Genomic DNA, 13,578 nt, shown 5'->3' with positions numbered 1-13,578 from the left:
CCCAGCACCCGGCGACCGGTGCGGGGCGGACGGGCGGCGGGTCGGCCGTCAGGGGGTGGTGCCGGGGATCTGCTGCGCCTTGGTGTTGCGGTCCCATCCGGAGAACAGGGTGCTGTCGGTGCAGTAGGTGCAGCCGGGGCCGAAGAACATTCCGCGGGCGTTCTCGTCGCCCAGGAGCCAGTAGCGCAGCCAGGCGGTGGTCGGGGCGCGGAAGTCGCCGCCGTCACCGATGGAGTCGAGGTGGCCGGCTCCGCGGATCTCGCCGTACACGGAGGGCACGTGGTCGGAGTCCCGGTGGAAGGCCTTGACCAGTGCGGGCCAGACGGTGAGGTCGTGCTGTCCGGCGAGGTAGAAGACGGGTTCGTCCATCAGGTCGGGGTCGGCCAGCGGTCCGGGCTGGATGGGGACGGCGGTGTCGACGCGCGGGTCGATCGCGGCGTTGATCGCCGCCGCGCCGCCCTGCGAGTGGCCGGCGGAGGCGATGTGCTCCAGGTCGACCTTCCGGTAGAACCGGCTGCCGCTGTCCGCGTTCCGGTGTTCGAGGACGTCGATCCCCGCGCGCATGCTGAGGGCGAAGTTGGAGGTGGGGGTGTTCGCGGCGGCGACGATGAAGCCCTGGCTCGCCCAGTGCCTCAGGAGCGAGCTGTAGATGCCGGGGACCGCGCCGGTGCCGTTGCCCCAGATGACGACCGGGTGCAGTTCGCCGCGCTGCCCCATGTTCCGCGGGTAGTAGAAGGTGTGCACCGCCTCGATGTCGACGTCCACCTCGTAGGGGCCGGGTGCGCCCCAGTCGGTGCCGACCGACGGGATCGTGCCGGTCGTCTCCTCCGCCGCGCCGGCGGTGCCCGGCGCCGCGTACACGGCGGTGACGACGGCGAGCAGCAGGCCGCCGAGTGCGCGGCCCCATTTCCCTGACATAGGAACTCCTTTACGGATCAGGCACGTTGCGCGTCCTCGCAAGCGTGACCAGCGCCATGATCGAGCGCTTCGGCGCCCGTGTCTGTCCGCAGGAGCCCAGACCTGCCGGGGCCTGGTTGGGCGTCTGCCCAAGCGGGGTCGCGGGGCCCGGCTTCGGAGCGGCGGGCTCCGGAACTCGTGCGCCCGAGTCAGGAACCGATCCCGCTCGTTGGCACTCATGATCCATGCCGAACGACCGCTCCGAACGAATCCGAGGAATCCCCGTGCCCCTGTCGTCGCACCGACGTCTGGCCGTCAGCACCACCCTGGTCGCCGCCCTCGCCGCAGGCCTCGCCCCGGCCGCCGGCGCTTTCGCCGCCTCCCCCGCGCCCGCCTCCTCCGCCGCGTCCGTCCGCACGGCGGACGCGGCCGTTCCCGCCCCCGACATGGAGGGCGTGCTCGCCGCGCTGAACTCGGCGATGGCCAACGGCGCGCCGGGCGCGATGGCCCGGTACACCGGTCCCGGCGGAGCGCAGAGCCGGACCGCCGGCGTCCAGGACCGCGTCTCGGGCGCTCCCATGGACATCCAGTCGCGCTTCCGGATCGGCAGCGTCAGCAAGACGTTCTCCACCGTCGTCCTGCTCCAGCTGGTCGACGAGGGGAAGCTGGAACTCGACGCGTCCGTGAACGCGTACCTGCCGGGCCTGCTGCCCGACGACCGGATCACGGTCCGCCACCTGCTCACCCACCGCAGCGGCCTCTCGGACTACACCAACGCGATGTTCAACGACACCGTGCCCGGCTTCGAGGCGGTACGGAACCGGGTGTTCAGCTTCCAGGAGCTCGTCGACCTGTCGCTGAGCGAGCCCCGGACGAACGAGCCCGGCGCGTCGTACCGGTACTCGAACGCCAACTTCGTCGTGGTCGGCATGCTCATCGAGAAGTTCACCGGGCGGCCGGTGTCCGACGCGTACGAGCGCCGCATCTTCAAGCCGCTGAAGCTGCGGAAAACCTCGTACGTCCACCCGGACGCCCGCATCAAGGGCCTGCACGTGCGCGGCTACCTGCACCCCGACGCGGCCGGCGACCCGCTGGTGGACTCCACGGAGCAGACCGTGTCCTGGGCGCAGTCCGCCGGGGCCGTCATCTCCAGCCCCGCCGACCTGAACACCTTCACCAGCGCCCTGATGCGCGGCCGGCTGCTCTCCCCGGCCATGATGGAGGCCATGACCACGGTCACCCCGACGGACACCACGAACACCCGGTTCTACGGCCTCGGCCTGCGCCGTTACGACCTGTCGTGCGGCACCCAGGTGTTCGGCCACACCGGCACCGTGCAGGGCTTCTACACGTACACCTTCGCGACCCGGGACGGCCGGCGCGCCCTGTCGGCCATGGCCAACACCTCGAACCACGGGGCCGCCAACACGGCGCTCGGCGGAACGCTGGAGGCCGCGTTCTGCGGCAAGAAGCCCGCCCCCGCCGCGTCCGCGCGCTCCGCCGCCCCCACCAACCCGGACCTCACGTCGCGTCCGGCGGAGCGGGACCTGCCCGAGCGCCACTAGCGTGGCCCGCGGCCTCCCGGGTGCTCAGGCCTGGTACTCGGTGAGGTCGATGGCGTAGACCCGCAGCGGTACGTCGAAGGCCGGGTGGTTCGTCTCGCGCTCCGCAGTCATGCCGAGCTTTCCGATGACGCTCTCGGACGCCTGGTTGCTGATGTGCGTGACGGCGACGACCCGGTCGAGCCCGCGGTCCTGGAGGGCGAACTCCAGGACCGCGTGGGCGGCCTCCGAGGCGTACCCCTGCCCCCAGAACTGGCGGCCGAGCCGCCAGCTGATCTCCACCTCCGCCGCCGGCTCCGGCAGCGCGTCCAGGACGGAGAGTCCCGCGAACCCGATCAGCTCCCCGGATCCGAGGAGCTCGACGGCGAAGATCCCGAACCCTTCGTCGTCCCACTCCTCCTCGTACCGCTCGATGTCCTCGGCGGTCTCGTCCAGGTCCCGCACCGAGCCGTCGCCGATCCACCGCATCACCTCGCGGTCCGCGTTGATCTCGGCCAGGGGGACAAGGTCGTCGTCGCTCCAGCGCCGGAGGAGGAGACGAGGTGTACGAATTTCGGTCATGCACCCATCCTGACGCACACCGAGGCGTGCCCGTGCCACGGGCCCGGTCCCGTGCCGGAGGGGGTGGCGGTCAGCGGTAGTAGCCCTCGACCACGGCGCGGACCTCGTCGAACAGGGCGGGGCCCTCCTGGGGCACGGGAGGCCGTCCGCTGCCCGGCCGGATGGCGAGGAGCTGCTCGTCGGAGAGAGCGAACACGACCCGGCGCAGGCCCGCTCCCCGGATGACCGCGTCGCACATGTCGCACGGCTTGCAGCTGGTGTACATCGTGGTCCGGGCGGCGGTGTCCGCGTCCAGCTCCCTCGCGGCCCACCGCGCCAGCTTGAGTTCCGGGTGGGCGGTGATGTCCCGGTCGGTGAGGGTGGTGTTGTACTCCTCGGCCAGGACCGTCCCGTCCGGGCCGGCGAGGAGCGAACCGTAGGGCGGGTTTCCGCTGTCGACGGCCGTGGCCGCGAGCGCGATGGCCCGCCGGAGGAGGGTGTGGTCGTCGGGCGTGGTCATGACGGCTCCGTGGAGGTGCGGGGGCGGAAGGAGTGGGCGGCGATCGTGGCGAGTGCCTGCCACGCGGTGTGGGGGTGGTTCGTCTCGCCGGGATCGCCGCTGTACGGGTCGAGGACGACTGCTTCGGCGCCGAGCTGCCGCAGCCGGTCGAGGTCGTCCATGATCTGGTCGACGGTGCCCTCCCCCGCGAGGCGCTCCGCCTCGTCGAGGGGCCGAGCGGTGAGCCTGAGGGCGATCCGGGGCGCGAAGGCAGGCGCGGGGAGGTCCAGGGCCGCCGCGGCCGCCTTCAGTCTGGGGGCCGCTTCGCGCAGCCACGGCATGGTGGGGCGCAGCGGGTGCCAGGCGTCGCCGAGCCGCACGGCGCGGCGCAGTCCGGCGTCGGTGTTGCCGCCGACCCACACCGGGATCTTCCGGTCTCCGTGGGCGGCGGTGTCGGCCCAGGCCTCGCGCATGGCGTGCAGGTGGTCGTCGGTGAGGCGGCCGCGGCGTTCGTACGGGATGCCGAGGGCGGCGAACTCCTGCCGCGCCCATCCCACTCCGACGCCGAGCACCAGCCGTCCGCCGCTCAGGTCGTCGAGGTTGGCCGCCATGCGGGCGGCGAGCAGGGGGTGGCGGTAGGGGGCGATGAGGACCGTCGTGCCGAGCCGGATCCGCGTGGTGATGCCGGCCAGCCACGACAGGGTGGTGAACGGTTCGTAGAAGGGGGCCGGATAGCGCTCGGCGACGTCGGGCGTGATGGCGATGTGGTCCGAGACCATCAGCAGGTCGAAGCCGAGGCCCTCCACGGTCTGGGCCCAGCTGCGCAGGGCTCCGGCGTCGGCCCCGGGGCCGAAGTTGAGGATGTTGACTCCGATCTTCACAGGGCAAAGGCTAACCAGGCACTACGGGGCTCCAGAAGGCATTCCCGCCTGTTCCGGCCCTGTTCAACCGTGGATTCGCCGGTAATATCGACGGATGACCGAGAGTCTCGATGCGACGGACTGGGCCATCCTGACGGAGGTTCAGCAGGACGGCCGGATCGCGTACACGGAGTTGGCGCGGCGGGTGAATCTGAGCGCTTCGGCGACGAAGGAGCGGGTGCGGCGCCTTGAGGAGTCCGGGATCATCAGCGGGTACCGGGCGGAGGTGGACCTGGAGGGGATCGGGTACGCGGTCCTCGCGATGGTGCGGCTGAAGTACCCGGGGACCCGGCACGAGCCGCTGCGCCGGCTGCTCGCCGAGCGGCCGGAGTTCCTGGAGTGCCTGCGTACCACCGGGGACGACTGCTACGTCCTGAAGGTGGCGGCCACGTCCATGGGCCATCTGGAGGAACTCGTCGACGAGCTGGCCGGGTTCGGGAGCACGACCACCAACCTCGTGTTCAGCCGTACGCTGCCGTTCCGCGGCCCGCGCGAGCCCGGGACGCGCCTGCCGCCCGCCGGGTGACGGCCGGGCGTCACGCGTGCGCGGGCGCCCCCACGAGATCGGTGGGGTCGGTGTTGGCTCCGCAGAGGACGACACAGACCTTCTCGCCCGGCTCCGGCCGGTAGGCGCCGGCCGCGGGACGGGGCCGGTCCCCGGTGGTGAGCGCGGCCAGGGCGGTGGCGGCGGCGTGTTCGACGGCGAGGCGGCGGTCGTCCCACAGGGCCCGGCGGGTACGGGTGATCTCCGCGTCGGGGACGAGGACGGACCGGACGCCGTCCTGCTGGGCGGCGTGCAGGGCGGTGGCCGAGACCCGCCGTGCGCCGAGGGAGTCGGCGGCCACGGAGTCGACCGCGACGTCGACGGGGTGTCCGGCCCGGAGGGCGGCGTCGAGGGCACGGCAGTTCTCGGGTTCGACGGCGACGGTGCGGATGCCGTGCTGCCGGGCGGCGGTGGCGACGCCGGCGAAGAGGCCGCCTCCGCCGACCGAGACGACGACGGTGTCGAGGTCCGGCACCGCCCGGAGGATCTCGTCGAGCAGGGTGCCGGCCCCGGCGGCGATGAGCGGATGGTCGTAGGCGTGGGAGGCCAGCGCGCCGGTTTCGGCGGCGAACGCCTCGCAGGCGGCGAGCGCTTCGGCGTACTCGGTGCCGACGAGGCGCACGTCGGCACCGTACGAGAGCAGCTTGTCGGCCTTCACCTTCGGGGCGGTGGTCGGCAGGAAGACGGTGGCGGGGACGTCCTGGCGGCGGGCGGCCCAGGCACAGGCGAGGCCGGCGTTGCCGCCGGAGGCGATCGTGACGCCGACGTCGGGGAGGGTGCCCCGCTCGCGGTGGGCGAGGAGGAAGTTCTGCGCGCCACGGGCCTTGAAGGACCCTGTGTGCTGCATGAGCTCCAGTGCGAGGTGGAGCTCGTAGGGCTCGCCGCCCGCGTCCGGGGTGGCGACCGCGACGGGGCGGACGTGGCCGCCGATCCGGTCGGCCGCGGCCTTGATGTCGTCGTACGTGAGGGGGTGCATCCGGGCGCTCCTGGAGGGGTGGGGCGGGACGGTCGTGGGCAGGACGCCGTGAGGGGCGGTCGGGTGCCTCAGAGGAAGTCGGCCAGCGCCGCGACGAACCCGTCGGGGTTGTCGAGCATCAGGTTGTGTCCCGCTCCGGGGATCTCGACGACCGGGACGCCGCGGGCGGCCATGCTCGCCGCGTCGGCGTCCGGCAGGCTCGCCTCACCGACCACGTACAGCCGGGGGACGGCCAGCCCGGGAAGCAGGTCGCCGGGGGCGGGCACGCTTCCCTCGACGAGGGCGACCGCACTGCGGTGGACGGCCAACGGGTCGGCGAGCCGCAGCCGGGCCGCGTAGTCGGCGCGGCCGACCGCGGCGACCATGCGGGCGAACCCCGTCGTCACGAACGCGTCCTCGTCCTGGGCCGCCACCGGCGAACTGAACGCGCCACCGCCCGCGTAGAGGTTCGGCTCCGCCACCACGAGCCGGGCCACCAGGTCCGGGCGGGCCGCCGCGAGCAGGATCGCCACGGCCCCGCCCATCGAGTGCCCGACGAGGTCCACGCCGGTCACCCCCAGATGGTCGAGCACGGCCGCCACCGCCGCCGCCTGCGACTCCATGCGGTAGTCGAAGTCCGCGGGCCGGTCGCTGAGCCCGTGCCCGAGGAGGTCCACGAGCATCGCCCGCCCGCCGCCGAGCGCGGGGTCGGCGGCGATGTGCGCGAAGTCCGACGCCGCCGTGCACCCCAGGCCGTGGACGAACACCCGGAGGGGTCCTTCCCCCGGCAGCGCGATCCACCGGATGTACGCCTTCTCCTTCGCCAGGAACAACTCCCGCATGCCGCCCACTCCCCTGTGCCGCCCCGCGCGCTTGCCTTCTGTCAGGAGCCACCCTACGAGCAGGTGCTGACAAGGGGCCGCCGGCCGCCCCGGGCCGGAAATCCCCGGGAGCCCGTGGAACGTCGGATAGCGTCCGGAGGACGCAGCGCCGGCGCCGCCGCGCGCCCTCCGAAAGGACAGTCATGCCCCTCGAAGGCGAGTACGAGCCCAGCCCGACGACGTGGGTGCGGAACCAGGTCGAGCTGTACGAGTCGTCCGGTGGGACGGAGGGCACGACCATGCGCGGCCTTCCCGTCGTCCTGGTGACGAACCTCGGCGCGAAGAGCGGCAAGCTCCGCAAGACGCCCCTGATGCGCGTGGAGCACGAGGGTTCCTACGCGCTCGTCGCGTCGAACGGCGGGGCGGTGAACCACCCCGTCTGGTTCCACAACCTGGTCGCCTCGCCCGTCGTCGAGCTGCGCGACGGCCCCGACGTCTGGGACATGAAGGCCCGTCTGGTCACCGGGGAGGAGCGCCGGGCGTGGTGGGCGCGGGCCGTCGACGCGTTCCCCGACTACGCGGACTACCAGCGCAGGACCGAGCGTGAGATCCCCCTGTTCGTGGTCGAGCGTGTCGGCCTGGGCTGAGCCGGTCGCCCCGGGCCGAGCCGGGTCAGGCCGACGCCGGCCAGGACGACGGCCATGCCCGTGACCACCCGGGCGGTGAGGGGCTCGTCGAGGACGAGTGCGCCCAGCGCCACGGACACCACGGGGAGCAGGTAGCCGACGGTGGCGGCGCTGGTCGGTCCTTCCTCGGCGATCATGCGGTAGTTGAGGTGGAAGGTGAGGCCGGTCGCGAAGACGCCGAGGACGGCGACGGCGAGGATCCCGGTCCAGGTCGCCGTCGGGGTGCCGCCGGCGGTGAGGGCGGGCGTGCTGAGGGCGGTGGCCGTGAGGAGTTGCGCGGCGGAGAGGGCCAGCGGGGCGGTGCCGCGGCCGGTGAGGTGGCGGGCCATGTAGGCGAAGGCCACCGCGTACGAGGCCGAGGCGCCGAGCAGGGCGAGGGCACCGAGGCTCATCAGGCCCGAGCCCGCGCTCCAGGGCGCGAAGATGAGCAGGACGCCGGCGAAGCCGAGGACGAGGCCGGTCAGGCGGGTGGCGGGCAGCGGGCGTTCCGTCCCGAGGCCGAGGCCGATGAGGAGGGACCAGAGGGGGGTGGTGGCGTTCAGTACGCCCGCCACTCCGCTGTCCACCGTCTGTTCCCCGACCGAGAAGAGCAGGAACGGCAGGGCGTTGCAGAAGAGGGCGGCGACGGCCAGGCGCGCCCAGGTGCCCCGGTCGCGGGGCAGTCGCTGCCCGGCTCCGTACGCGAGCGCGAGGAGCACTCCCGCGCCGAGCAGGCATCGTACGAGGGTGATCCACCCGGGGGTGAGGCCCTCGTTGAGGGAGATCTTGATCCAGAGGAAGCCCGAGCCCCAGAGCAGGGCCAGCACGCCCATGCGCGTCGCGGATGTCATGTCCCCACGGTCCCTGGGGTCATTCGACAGGACAAGCGAAGGATCGTACAGCCGGCGTTAAGCTCTGCTACATGCTGGATGTGAGACGCATGCAGGTGCTCCGGGCCGTCGTCACCAGTGGCTCCGTCACCGCCGCCGCCGCGAACCTCGGTTACACCCCGTCCGCCGTGAGCCAGCAGATCGCCGCCCTGGAGAAGGAGGCGGGCATCGAGCTGCTCGAACGCTTCGGCCGGGGCGTGCGCCCGACCGCGGCCGGGCGGCTGCTCACCGAGCACGCCGCCGTCATCGGCCGCCAGGTCGCGGAGGCCGAGACCGCCCTCGCCGATCTGCGGGCGGGCCGCACCGGCCGGATCGCGGTCCGCTACTTCGCCACCGCGGGCGCCGATCTCGTCGCACCCGCCCTGGCCCGCTTCCGGGCCGAACACCCGGGCGTCCGCGTCGACCTGAGGATCGCCGACGGCACGCCCGACGAGGAGGCGGACGTCACCTTGGTCGTACGGCCCCGGGACGGCGGTGGCGACGCCTCCCGCGCCGGCCTCCGGCTGGTCCACCTGGTCGACGACCCGTACCGCGCCGTCCTGCCCAGGGGGCATCCGCTCGCCGACCGCCGCACCGCATTGGACCTGGGCGCGCTCGCCGGCGAACCGTGGGTGGGCAGCGAACGGCCCGGCCCCTGCCTCGACGCCGTCCTGGAGGCGTGCGCCGCCGCCGGGTTCACCCCCGACGTCGCCGTGGAGTGCGAGGAGTACGCGGCGGCCCAGGGGTTCGTCGCCGCCGGCCTCGGCATCGCCCTGATCCCGCTCCTCGGCCTGGGCGGCCACCACCCGCACGTGGTGGTCCGCAGGCTCCGCGGCCCGGAGCCGGTCCGCTCGATCCACGCCGCCGTACGGGAGTCCTCGCTGGCCCTGCCCGCGGTGCGCGGCCTCCTGACGGCGCTTCGGGAGGAGCGGCCTCCCGGGTCCCGCTCCGTCAGGACGGGGAAAGGACCGTGAGGAGGTGGGCCACCTCGTGCGCCACGGCGGCGCGGGCGGGGGCGAGGTAGTGGCGGGGGTCGACGGCGGTGGGATGGTCGGCGAGATGGGTGCGGACGGCCTGGGTGAAGGCCTTGTTGAGGTGGGTGGAGACGTTCACCTTGGTCATGCCGGCGCCGATCGCGGCGGCCAGGTCCCCGTCCGAGACCCCTGAGGAGCCGTGCAGGACGAGCGGGGTGTCGACGGCGGCCCGCAGGCGGGCGATCAGGTCGAAGTCGAGGACCGCGTCCCTGGTCACCATCTGGTGGGAGCTGCCGACCGCGACGGCGAGGGCGTCGACGCCGGTGGCCGCGACGAAGGCCCGGGCCTCCTCGGGGTCCGTCCGGACGCCCGGGGTGTGGGCGCCGCCCTTCCCGCCGACCTCGCCGAGTTCGGCCTCGACCCACACTCCGTGCCCGTGGCAGTGCTCCACGACCTCGCGGGTCGCCGCGACGTTCTCCGCGTACGGGAGCTTGGAGGCGTCGAACATGACGGAGCCCAGGCCGAGCGCGACGGCCTCGCGGACGAGGTCGGGGTTCTCGGCGTGGTCCAGGTGGACGGCGACCGGGGTCTTGGCGGCGCGGGCGATCGCCAGCGAGGCGACCGCGACCGGCTCCAGGGCGCCGTGGTAGCGCACGGTGTTCTCGCTGATCTGGAGGACCACGGGCCGGTCCGCGGTCGCGGCGCCGGCCACGATGGCCTGGGCGTGTTCGAGCTGGAGGACGTTGAACGCCCCCACGCCCGTGCCCGCGGCGCGGGCACGGCGGACGATCTCGTCGATGGGCGTCAGCGGCATGGTCCTGCTCCCGGGGTGCGAGGGGATACGGGGCGGCGGTCAGGCATGGACGTCGGCGAGGACCACGGAGCGGGTCAGGTTGCGGGGCGTGTCCGGGTTGAGGCCCTGGGCCTCGGCGACGGCCACCGCGAGGCGCTGGGCGCGGATCAGGTCGGCGAGCGGGTCGAGGTCGCTCTCGGCGAGGGTGCCGCCGACCTTGCGCACGTCGTCCGCGAGTCCGGCGGGCAGCTCGCCGAAGCCCCAGGCCACCCGGCCGGGGCCGGTGATGCTGATGGGGCCGTGGCGGTACTCCATGGCCGGGTACGCCTCCGTCCACGCGCCGGCCGCCTCGCGCATCTTCAGCCCGGCCTCCAGGGCGAGTCCGTAGGTCCAGCCGCTGCCGAGGAAGGTGAACTGCTCGGCGGTGAGGACCTCTTCGGCGAGGGGCGCCGCGAGGGCCTGCTCGGCGTCCCGCGCGGCCTCCTCGACGGTGGCGACGCCGTCGGGCAGCGCGTCCTCGGCCTCCAGGTGCGCGCGGAACAGCGCGAGGACGGTGGTCGCGAAGCGGGTCTGGACGACGGACTCCTCGTCGGCGAAGTCGAGGACGGCGACCTCGTCGGCGAGGTCCATCACCGGGGTCGTGGGGTCGGCCGTGACCGCGCCCGTGGGCACGGTGCCGCGGAGGCGGGCGAGGACGGCGAGGACCTCGCTGGTGGTGCCGGAGCGGGTGATCGCCACGACCCGGTCGTAGCGGCGGCCGAAGGGGAACTCCGAGGCCGCGAACGCGTCGGTCTCGCCGTGACCGCCGGACTCGCGCAGCTCCGCGTAGGCCAGGGCCATGAACCAGGAGGTGCCGCAGCCGATCACCGCGACCCGCTCCCCCCGTCGGGGCAGGGCTGCGGAGTGCTGCGGCAGGGTACGGGCAGCCTGGCGCCAGGTCGCCGGCTGGGAGGCGATCTCCACGGCGGTACGGGTGATGGTCATGTGACTCTCCTTGCAAGAAGTCTCATCGATGATGAGTGAAGGTGCTCGAAGTCGAGGGTATTCAAACAGAAAGATGCACCGTCTTTCCAGGTCCCGCGCGCGTCGGCGGGGAGAATCCGGCGCGCGCACGAGCCGGAGGGAAGGACGCACGCCCTTCGCGGAGCGGGCGAGCCGGGCCGTCACGGTGACCGGTTCCTCGAAGACGGGCCGCCGCGCGTTCGCCCGGATCTGCGGTCCCGACCGGATCGACGCCCTCGTGACGGACGCCGACATCGCGCCGACCCCGGTGACCCGACCCACCGGGGCCGGCGTGCAGGCGATCACCGCCTGATGTCATTGGTCCACAAACGGACCAATCACACCCCAGGAATTCCTGGCCCTCGGCTGTTAACCCACTAATTACGGCACAGCCGTATACCTTTAAGCTCGTCTCCCCCATCATGTCTCCGACGTGCCCACCGGGGCACACCGTGACACGAGAGGCGGGGCATGATTCCCATCAGCCGCAGGGGGTTCGTCGGTATCGGCGCGGGGCTCGTGGCGGGTGCGGCGCTGCCGCCGCTGCCGGCGTCCGCCGCCGCGTCGACGGCCACCGGCACCCTCACCGACGTCAAGCACGTGGTGATCCTCATGCAGGAGAACCGCAGCTTCGACCACTACTTCGGCACCCTGCGCGGCGTCCGCGGCTTCGCCGACCGCGCCGCGGGCAACCTGCCCGGCGGCTGGGGCATGTTCAACCAGCCCAACTGGGGCGGCCGCCACTACCCCTGGAAGCTGAGCGACACCCCGCCCGCCGGAGGCGTCGACGGCGAGACCCTCGCGCAGTGCAACGGCGACCTGCCGCACAGCTGGACGTCGCAGCACGCCGCGTGGAACAAGGGCCGGCTCGACAACTGGGTCACGGGCGTGGGCAACACCCGGACCCTCGGCCACCTCGACCGCGGGGACATCCCCTTCCACCACGCGCTCGCCGACCACTACACGATCTGCGACGCGTACTTCTGCTCGGCGCTCAGCGCCACCGGCCCCAACCGCACGTTCCTCTGGAGCGGCAAGATCGACGGTGCCAGCAAGGACGGCGGCGACGAGTCGGGCCTGACCTGGGAGACGTACGCCGAGGCGCTCCAGCGCGCCGGAGTGAGCTGGAAGGTCTACCAGAACGCCCAGGACAACTACGGCGACAACGGCCTCGCGTACTTCAAGAAGTTCACCGACGCGCGGCCCGGGGACCCGCTGTACGACCGGGGCATGGGATCGGTCCCCAGGGTCACCGGCTCGACCCCGGACGACATCGCCGCGGCGATCCGCGCCGACGTCGTCGCGGGCACGCTGCCCCAGGTGTCCTGGGTGGTGGCGAGCGAGGCGTTCTCCGAGCACCCCTACGCGCCGCCCGGTGACGGCGCGCACTTCGTCGACCTGGTCTACCGCGCCCTGGCCGCCGACGCCGAGGTCTTCGACTCGACGGTGCTCTTCCTCAACTACGACGAGAACGACGGCTTCTTCGACCACGTGCCGCCGCCGGTCGCCCCGCCGGGGACGCCGGGCGAGTACCTCGACGGCGCGCCGATCGGCCTGGGCTTCCGCGTCCCGATGATTGTCATGTCCCCGTGGACCCGGGGCGGCTGGGTGAGCTCCGAGGTCTTCGACCACACCTCCGTGCTGCGCTTCATGGAGACCTGGACGGCGGCCCTCGGCACACCGGCCGCCTGCCCCAACATCAGCGACTGGCGCAGGAAGGTGACGGGTGATCTGACCGGGGTCTTCGACTTCGCCCACCCGGCGTACGGCGTGCCGGCGGGCCTTCCCTCCACCGCGAAGGTCATCGGCCAGGCCACCTGCGGCCCGCTGCCGAACCCGGCACCCCAGAACAACGCCCTGCCCGCGCAGGAGTCCGGCACCCGGCCGGCCCGCGCGGTGCCGTACCAGGTGAACGGCAACCTCGACCGGTTCGAGTTCGGGGCGGCCGGCAAGATCCTTGCCTGGTTCTCGATGACGAACCAGGGGACGGAGGCCCGGCGCGCTGCGCACTTCTCGATCCACCCGCACCAGTACCGCGACACCGCCGCCTGGCAGTACACCGTCGACCCGGGCGGTACGGCGTCCGACTACTTCAACATCGGCCTCGGCTCGGGTTCGGGCAAGTACGACATCTCGATGATGGGCCCCAACCGCTTCCTGCGGCGCTTCATCGGCGATGCCTCCAAGGCGGGCAAGGCCGTGGAGGTGGCCGCCAGGTTCGCGACCGAGCCGGGGACGGGCAAGACGGCCCTGTGGTTCAGGATGACCAACGCGTCGGGCGGCCCGGTCACCTTCACGATCCGGTCGAACGCCTACCGCTCGGACGGGCCGTGGACGTACACGGTGCCGGCGAACTCCAGCCGCGAGGACTTCTTCAACGCGGTGGCCTACAACGGCGGCTGGTACGACTTCACGATCGTCGCCGACATCGACGGCACCTGGTCGCGCCGGTACACCGGCCACATCGAGACCGGAGCCCCGAGCATCAGCGGCTGACCGCTCCCGACCGCCGGGCGGCGCCCTCGGCTGCCGCCCGG

15 protein-coding genes are annotated in these 13,578 nt (G+C 72.9%); 6 read left to right on the top strand and 9 right to left on the bottom strand.

Going from position 1 to position 13,578, the window contains the following annotated elements; all coding sequences use genetic code 11:
• Positions 1-48 precede the first annotated feature (48 nt).
• Positions 49-918: an acetylxylan esterase gene (locus ACFCY7_RS36550; protein WP_376490384.1), complete on the bottom strand. Its 870-nt coding sequence runs from the start codon at positions 916-918 to the stop codon at positions 49-51.
• 263 nt (positions 919-1,181) lie between these two features.
• On the opposite strand from ACFCY7_RS36550, the gene ACFCY7_RS36545 reads away from it, so the two are divergent.
• Entirely contained in the window at positions 1,182-2,462 is a 1,281-nt protein-coding gene (locus ACFCY7_RS36545) for a serine hydrolase domain-containing protein (RefSeq protein ID WP_376490383.1), read from the top strand.
• Positions 2,463-2,486: 24 nt separating this feature from the next.
• On the opposite strand, the gene ACFCY7_RS36540 is transcribed toward ACFCY7_RS36545, so the two are convergent.
• The 3 genes from ACFCY7_RS36540 to ACFCY7_RS36530 all read right to left on the bottom strand — a co-directional run bounded on the left by ACFCY7_RS36540 (position 2,487) and on the right by ACFCY7_RS36530 (position 4,379).
• Positions 2,487-3,020, bottom strand: coding sequence for a GNAT family N-acetyltransferase (locus ACFCY7_RS36540; RefSeq protein ID WP_376490382.1), 534 nt, complete (start codon positions 3,018-3,020; stop codon positions 2,487-2,489).
• A 70-nt stretch (positions 3,021-3,090) separates the two neighbouring features.
• Positions 3,091-3,519 (bottom strand): nucleoside deaminase, encoded by a 429-nt coding sequence (locus ACFCY7_RS36535; protein ID WP_376490381.1) that lies wholly within the window; start codon positions 3,517-3,519, stop codon positions 3,091-3,093.
• Complete coding sequence (locus tag ACFCY7_RS36530; protein ID WP_376490380.1) at positions 3,516-4,379, bottom strand: LLM class flavin-dependent oxidoreductase; 864 nt, start codon at positions 4,377-4,379, stop codon at positions 3,516-3,518. The genes ACFCY7_RS36535 and ACFCY7_RS36530 overlap by 4 nt, the downstream gene beginning before the upstream one ends.
• Positions 4,380-4,473: 94 nt before the next feature.
• Here ACFCY7_RS36530 and ACFCY7_RS36525 point away from each other — a divergent pair, with 94 nt between their 5' ends.
• Positions 4,474-4,944, top strand: coding sequence for an Lrp/AsnC family transcriptional regulator (locus ACFCY7_RS36525; protein WP_376490379.1), 471 nt, complete (start codon positions 4,474-4,476; stop codon positions 4,942-4,944).
• Positions 4,945-4,954: 10 nt separating this feature from the next.
• Here ACFCY7_RS36525 and ACFCY7_RS36520 read toward each other — a convergent pair whose 3' ends face one another.
• Positions 4,955-5,938 carry a serine/threonine dehydratase gene (locus ACFCY7_RS36520; RefSeq protein WP_376490378.1) on the bottom strand — a complete coding sequence of 328 codons (984 nt, stop codon included), beginning with the start codon at positions 5,936-5,938 and terminating at the stop codon, positions 4,955-4,957.
• 68 nt (positions 5,939-6,006) lie between these two features.
• Positions 6,007-6,759 (bottom strand): alpha/beta fold hydrolase, encoded by a 753-nt coding sequence (locus ACFCY7_RS36515; RefSeq protein ID WP_376490377.1) that lies wholly within the window; start codon positions 6,757-6,759, stop codon positions 6,007-6,009.
• A 182-nt stretch (positions 6,760-6,941) separates the two neighbouring features.
• On the opposite strand from ACFCY7_RS36515, the gene ACFCY7_RS36510 reads away from it, so the two are divergent.
• A complete protein-coding gene (locus ACFCY7_RS36510; protein WP_376490376.1) occupies positions 6,942-7,385 on the top strand; it encodes a nitroreductase family deazaflavin-dependent oxidoreductase in 444 nt (147 codons plus the stop codon).
• Here the strand turns inward: ACFCY7_RS36510 and ACFCY7_RS36505 are convergent.
• Entirely contained in the window at positions 7,322-8,254 is a 933-nt protein-coding gene (locus ACFCY7_RS36505) for a DMT family transporter (protein WP_376490375.1), read from the bottom strand. The genes ACFCY7_RS36510 and ACFCY7_RS36505 overlap by 64 nt on opposite strands.
• A 71-nt stretch (positions 8,255-8,325) precedes the next feature.
• Here ACFCY7_RS36505 and ACFCY7_RS36500 point away from each other — a divergent pair, with 71 nt between their 5' ends.
• The gene (locus ACFCY7_RS36500) at positions 8,326-9,246 is read left to right on the top strand and encodes a LysR family transcriptional regulator (protein WP_376490374.1); all 921 of its coding nucleotides are present in this window, start codon (positions 8,326-8,328) and stop codon (positions 9,244-9,246) included.
• Here ACFCY7_RS36500 and ACFCY7_RS36495 read toward each other — a convergent pair.
• Positions 9,224-10,060 carry a ketose-bisphosphate aldolase gene (locus tag ACFCY7_RS36495; protein ID WP_376490373.1) on the bottom strand — a complete coding sequence of 279 codons (837 nt, stop codon included), beginning with the start codon at positions 10,058-10,060 and terminating at the stop codon, positions 9,224-9,226. The two genes, ACFCY7_RS36500 and ACFCY7_RS36495, sit on opposite strands and share 23 nt — an antisense overlap.
• Positions 10,061-10,099: 39 nt before the next feature.
• On the bottom strand, positions 10,100-11,023 hold the full coding sequence (locus tag ACFCY7_RS36490) for an SIS domain-containing protein (RefSeq protein ID WP_376490372.1): 924 nt from the start codon (positions 11,021-11,023) through the stop codon (positions 10,100-10,102).
• Between the two features lie 184 nt (positions 11,024-11,207).
• On the opposite strand from ACFCY7_RS36490, the gene ACFCY7_RS36485 reads away from it, so the two are divergent.
• The gene (locus ACFCY7_RS36485; protein ID WP_376490371.1) at positions 11,208-11,354 is read left to right on the top strand and encodes a hypothetical protein; all 147 of its coding nucleotides are present in this window, start codon (positions 11,208-11,210) and stop codon (positions 11,352-11,354) included.
• Between the two features lie 158 nt (positions 11,355-11,512).
• Complete coding sequence (locus ACFCY7_RS36480) at positions 11,513-13,537, top strand: phosphocholine-specific phospholipase C (RefSeq protein ID WP_376490370.1); 2,025 nt, start codon at positions 11,513-11,515, stop codon at positions 13,535-13,537.
• Positions 13,538-13,578 lie beyond the last annotated feature (41 nt).

The sequence above is a fragment of the Streptomyces sp. NPDC056361 genome, assembly GCF_042262805.1.
Taxonomy (GTDB): Bacteria; Actinomycetota; Actinomycetes; order Streptomycetales; family Streptomycetaceae; genus Streptomyces.
Note: the sequence above shows the minus strand (reverse complement) of the source record. Positions and strands in the feature narration are given on the sequence as shown.

Coding starts and splice junctions, on each gene's coding strand:
- ACFCY7_RS36550 (WP_376490384.1), bottom strand. CDS start 918: ATGTCAGGGAAATGGGGCCGCGCACTCGGCGGCCTGCTGCTCGCCGTC.
- ACFCY7_RS36540 (WP_376490382.1), bottom strand. CDS start 3,020: ATGACCGAAATTCGTACACCTCGTCTCCTCCTCCGGCGCTGGAGCGAC.
- ACFCY7_RS36535 (WP_376490381.1), bottom strand. CDS start 3,519: ATGACCACGCCCGACGACCACACCCTCCTCCGGCGGGCCATCGCGCTC.
- ACFCY7_RS36525 (WP_376490379.1), top strand. CDS start 4,474: ATGACCGAGAGTCTCGATGCGACGGACTGGGCCATCCTGACGGAGGTT.
- ACFCY7_RS36520 (WP_376490378.1), bottom strand. CDS start 5,938: ATGCACCCCCTCACGTACGACGACATCAAGGCCGCGGCCGACCGGATC.
- ACFCY7_RS36515 (WP_376490377.1), bottom strand. CDS start 6,759: ATGCGGGAGTTGTTCCTGGCGAAGGAGAAGGCGTACATCCGGTGGATC.
- ACFCY7_RS36510 (WP_376490376.1), top strand. CDS start 6,942: ATGCCCCTCGAAGGCGAGTACGAGCCCAGCCCGACGACGTGGGTGCGG.
- ACFCY7_RS36505 (WP_376490375.1), bottom strand. CDS start 8,254: ATGACATCCGCGACGCGCATGGGCGTGCTGGCCCTGCTCTGGGGCTCG.
- ACFCY7_RS36500 (WP_376490374.1), top strand. CDS start 8,326: ATGCTGGATGTGAGACGCATGCAGGTGCTCCGGGCCGTCGTCACCAGT.
- ACFCY7_RS36495 (WP_376490373.1), bottom strand. CDS start 10,060: ATGCCGCTGACGCCCATCGACGAGATCGTCCGCCGTGCCCGCGCCGCG.
- ACFCY7_RS36490 (WP_376490372.1), bottom strand. CDS start 11,023: ATGACCATCACCCGTACCGCCGTGGAGATCGCCTCCCAGCCGGCGACC.
- ACFCY7_RS36480 (WP_376490370.1), top strand. CDS start 11,513: ATGATTCCCATCAGCCGCAGGGGGTTCGTCGGTATCGGCGCGGGGCTC.